Source organism: Sphingomonas bacterium, assembly GCF_903644055.1.
GTDB lineage: Bacteria > Pseudomonadota > Alphaproteobacteria > Sphingomonadales > Sphingomonadaceae > Sphingomonas_I.
In genome coordinates this window covers 1-4,469 of the sequence record NZ_CAHJXD010000084.1, presented here as the reverse complement: position 1 = coordinate 4,469, position 4,469 = coordinate 1, and the positions used below count along the sequence as shown (strand labels likewise).

Below are 4,469 nucleotides of genomic sequence, written 5' to 3'. Positions count from 1 at the left end.
GCGGGGATGGTCGATCTCGCGATCGGCACCGAGACCGACGGTTCGGTCACCTGCCCCGCCGCGATGAACGGCATCGTCGGATTGAAGCCCACCGTCGGCCTGGTCAGCCGCACGCACGTCGTGCCGATCAGCCACAGCCAGGACACCGCCGGCCCGATGACGCGCACGGTGCGCGATGCCGCATCGCTGCTCGCAGTGATCGCAGGCGGCGATCCCGCCGATCCCGCCACCGCCGACGCCGACGGGCACCGCGCCGATTATGCCGCGACGCTCTCACCCGACGCGCTCAGGGGCGTGCGGCTCGGCGTGATGCGCTTCGATACGGGCGCCTCGCCGAAGACCGACAAGCTGTTCGAAGCCGCGCTCGCGGTGCTGACCCGCGCGGGCGCGACCCTGGTCGAGATCGCAAAGAGCGGCATCGACCTCGAGAATGACGAATCGCTGGTGCTCCACACCGAGCTTAAGGCCGATCTCGCGACATATCTCGCAACCACCCCGCCGATGGTGAAGACGCGAACGCTCGCCGATATCATCGCCTTCGACGACGCCAATGCCGCGCGCGAGATGCCGCTGTTCGGGCAGGAGACCTTCCTCGTTTCCGAAAAGACCAAGGGGCTCGACGATCCCGCCTATCGCGCCGCGCGCGAGCGCTCGCAGCGTCGCGCCGGGCCGGAGGGCATCGACCGCCTGCTGAAGGACAATGATGTCGCGGCGCTGGTCGGCCCTACCGCCGTCCCCGCGATCCCGATCGATCCCGTCAACGGCGATCATTTCGGTGGCGGTCCCGATGCCGGCGGCTATGCCGCGGTCGCCGGCTATCCGCACCTCACCGTACCGATGGGCCGAGTGCAGGGGCTGCCCGTGGGCCTGAGCTTCATCGGCGCCAAATGGAGCGAGGCGCGGTTGCTGGCGCTGGGCTACGCCTACGAACAGACGCGCGGGGCGCTTCGCTAGACGTCAGCGCTCGCGACACTAGAAAGCGGGCATGCAGGCGATCTCTCCCCAAAGCCCCGAGGAGCGCGGGCGCCGCAGCCGCTGGGATCGTTCGCTCGCGCATCTCCGCCCCGGCGCGCGACTGTACGAGGTCGTGAAACGCATCGCGATCGGCGTCTATTCGGATGGCTTCATCCACGCGGGCAATCTCGCCTATCTCGCGCTGCTGACGCTTTTCCCCTTCTTCATCGTCACCGCCGCCTGCGCGCATTTTCTCGGCCGCGGCCCCGATACGATGGCGGCGATCGACAGCTTCACGCGCACGCTGCCCAAATCGATCCGCGAGCTGCTCCAGCAGCCGATCGCCGACGTCCTCGCCCAGCGCACCGGATCGCTGCTGTGGCTGGGCGCGCTGGTCGGCCTGTGGACGACGGGCAGCTTCATCGAGACGATCCGCGATATCCTCCGCCGCGCCTATGGCGTGCGCTATTCGAAGCCCTTCTGGCATTACCGCCTCAGCTCGATCGCGCTGATCATCGTCTCGGTGATGCTGACGCTCGTCGCCTTCACGCTGCAACTGGCGCTGACCGGCGTCGAGCAGTTCGTGCTCCACCTGCTGCCTTTCGCGCACAGTCTGCTGTCATGGATCGGCTGGTCGCGGCTTGCCCCGCTGGGGACGCTGTTCGTGGCGCTCTACCTGATCTTCTACACGCTGACGCCGAGCAAATACCGCTATGCGCGCTGTCCGAAATGGGCGGGCGCATTGTTCACGACCGGCTGGTGGGCGCTGATGACGCAAGCCCTGCCGTGGACGCTGACGCGGCTCGGCGGCTACGGCCGGACCTACGGCAGCCTGGCGGGCGTGATCGTCGCCTTGCTCTTCTTCTGGCTGGTCGGCTTCGGGCTGGTGATCGGCGCCCAGCTCAACGCGGCACTGGCGGAAACCCCGGACGAAGGCCTAAAGGACGGCCGACAGGCGGCTGAGGAGAGATGATGGCAGGTCTGATGGAGGGCAAGCGCGGGCTTATCATGGGTCTGGCGAACGACAAGTCGCTGGCCTGGGGGATCGCCAAGGCCTTGTCGGCGCAGGGCGCGACGCTGGCGTTCAGCTATCAGGGCGCTGCGATGGAGAAGCGCGTGCGCCCGCTCGCGCAGGAGCTCGGCGTGCCGCTGCTGGTCGATTGCGACGTCTCCAGCGAGGCCGACATGGACCGCGCCTTCGCCGAACTCGCGGGCCAATGGCCGACGATCGATTTCCTCGTCCACGCGATCGGCTTTTCCGACAAAAGCCAGCTCCGCGGCAAATTCTACGATACGACGCTCGACAATTTCCTGATGACGATGAACATCTCGGCCTACAGCTTCGTCGCGGTGGCGCGGCGCGCGCGCGCGATGATGCCCGATGGCGGCGCGCTGCTGACGCTCAGCTATTACGGCGCCGAGAAGGTGATCCCGCATTACAATGTCATGGGCGTCGCCAAGGCCGCGCTGGAGACCAGCGTCAAATATCTCGCGGTCGACATGGGGCCCGAGAATATCCGCGTGAACGCCATCTCGGCGGGGCCGATCCAGACGCTGGCGGCGCGCGGGATCGGCGACTTCAACTATATCATGAAGTGGAACCAGTTGAACTCGCCGCTCAAGCGCAACGTGACGATCGAGGATGTCGGCGGCGCGGGCGTCTACCTGCTCTCCGATCTCGCCAGCGGCGTGACCGGCGAGATCCACCACGTCGATGCCGGCTACAACGTGATCGGCATGAAGGCCGAGGACGCGCCGGACATCGCGCTTGCCTGAGGGAGCGCCGGCCCGATGAGCGTCAACAGCTTCGGCCGCATTTTCCGCTTCACGACCTGGGGCGAGAGCCATGGGCCAGCGCTGGGCGCGGTGATCGATGGCTGCCCGCCGGGGCTCGCGCTGGGCGAGGCGGACATCCAGCCCTGGCTCGACAGGCGCCGCCCCGGCACCTCGCGCTTCACGACGCAACGGCAGGAGCCCGATCGCGTCCGCATCCTCTCGGGCGTGTTCGAGGGGCGTACGACGGGGACGCCGATCAGCCTGATGATCGAGAATGTCGACCAAAGATCGAAGGATTATGCGGAGGTCGCCGGCGCCTATCGTCCCGGCCATGCCGATTATGCCTATGACGCGAAGTACGGCTTTCGCGACTATCGCGGCGGCGGGCGATCCTCGGCGCGCGAGACCGCGGCGCGGGTGGCGGCGGGCGCGGTGGCACGCGCGGTGATCCCCGAGGTCCGTATCCGCGCCTATCTGGTCGAGCTCGGCGGCGACGCGATCGACCGCGCGGCGTTCGACGATGCCGCGATCGACGCCAACCCCTTCTTCTGCCCCGATGCCCAGGCCGCCGCGCGGTGGGAGGCGATCGTCGATGGCGCGCGCAAGGCCGGGTCCTCGGTCGGCGCGATCGTCGAATGCGTCGCGGAGCGCGTGCCGGCGGGCTGGGGCGCGCCGCTCTATGCCAAGCTCGACAGCGAGCTCGCCGCCGCGTGCATGAGCATCAACGCGGTGAAGGGCGTCGAGATCGGCGACGGCTTCGCGGCGGCGCGGCTGACGGGCGAACAGAATGCCGATCCCATGCGGCCCGGCTCGGACGGCGGGCCGAGCTTCCTCGCCAACCATGCGGGCGGCATCGCTGGCGGCATCGCGACGGGGCAGCCGATCGTGCTGCGCGTCGCGCTGAAGCCGACCTCCTCGATCCTCACCCCTGTCGAGACGATCGATCGCGAGGGCGCCGCGACCGACATCCGAACCAAGGGCCGCCACGACCCCTGCGTCGGCATCCGCGCCGCGCCGGTGGTGGAAGCGATGGTCGCGTTGGTGCTGGCCGACCAGAAATTGCTCCACCGCGCGCAGTGCGGCTGACGATCGCCCGCCCGCATGGACTTAGCGGGACCGCCCCCCTAGATCGCGCGCCATGGCGCTCCGCTTCCACAAGATGCACGGCCTCGGCAACGATTTCGTGGTGATCGACGCGCGCGAGGCGCCGGTCGCGATCGATTCGACGCGCGCGCGCGCCATCGCCGATCGGCGCGAAGGCATCGGCTGCGACCAGGTCATCGTGATCGAGGCATCCGACAAAGCCGATGCCCGGATGCGCATCTTCAATTCCGACGGCAGCGAAGCCGAAGCGTGCGGCAATGCTTCGCGGTGCGTGGCGATGCTGATCGGCGGGGATGCGACGGTGGAGACGCTGGCGGGATTGCTCCGGATGCGCAGCGAGGGGCCCCATCCCTTGGTGGACATGGGCAGCCCCCGCTTCCACTGGGACGCGATCCCGATCGCCTACCCGGCGGATACCGCCGACCTCCCGGTCGGCTGGGAAGAACTGGAGCGCCCGGCGCTGGTCAATGTCGGTAATCCGCACGCGATCTTCTTCGTCCCCGACTGCGACGCGATCGATCTCGCGAGGCTGGGGCCGCTGATCGAGCATGACCCGCTGTTTCCCGAACGGATCAACGTCGATGTCGCGACGATCGAGGCGCCGGGCCGCATCCGCCTGCGCGTGTGGGAGCGCG

The 4,469-nt window shown here is 68.3% G+C and carries 5 protein-coding genes; all 5 read left to right on the top strand.

Annotated features, from left to right (window positions below; genetic code table 11):
• A partial coding sequence (locus tag HUU94_RS03725; protein ID WP_254601923.1) for an amidase family protein occupies window positions 1-954 on the top strand: 954 nt, incomplete at its 5' end.
• 31 nt (window positions 955-985) lie between these two features.
• Window positions 986-1,927 (top strand): YihY/virulence factor BrkB family protein, encoded by a 942-nt coding sequence (locus HUU94_RS03720; protein WP_174273773.1) that lies wholly within the window; start codon window positions 986-988, stop codon window positions 1,925-1,927.
• A complete protein-coding gene (gene fabI, locus HUU94_RS03715; RefSeq protein ID WP_174273772.1) occupies window positions 1,927-2,730 on the top strand; it encodes an enoyl-ACP reductase FabI in 804 nt (267 codons plus the stop codon). The genes HUU94_RS03720 and fabI overlap by 1 nt, the downstream gene beginning before the upstream one ends.
• A gap of 15 nt (window positions 2,731-2,745) precedes the next feature.
• The gene (gene aroC, locus HUU94_RS03710; RefSeq protein WP_174273771.1) at window positions 2,746-3,816 is read left to right on the top strand and encodes a chorismate synthase; all 1,071 of its coding nucleotides are present in this window, start codon (window positions 2,746-2,748) and stop codon (window positions 3,814-3,816) included.
• Between the two features lie 52 nt (window positions 3,817-3,868).
• On the top strand, window positions 3,869-4,469 hold a 601-nt coding region (gene dapF / locus HUU94_RS03705), incomplete at its 3' end, for a diaminopimelate epimerase (RefSeq protein ID WP_174273770.1).

What these genes read in the sequence shown, in the direction of transcription:
- aroC (WP_174273771.1), top strand. Translation starts at nt 2,746, where the DNA reads ATGAGCGTCAACAGCTTCGGCCGCATTTTCCGCTTCACGACCTGGGGC.
- HUU94_RS03720 (WP_174273773.1), top strand. Translation starts at nt 986, where the DNA reads ATGCAGGCGATCTCTCCCCAAAGCCCCGAGGAGCGCGGGCGCCGCAGC.
- fabI (WP_174273772.1), top strand. Translation starts at nt 1,927, where the DNA reads ATGGCAGGTCTGATGGAGGGCAAGCGCGGGCTTATCATGGGTCTGGCG.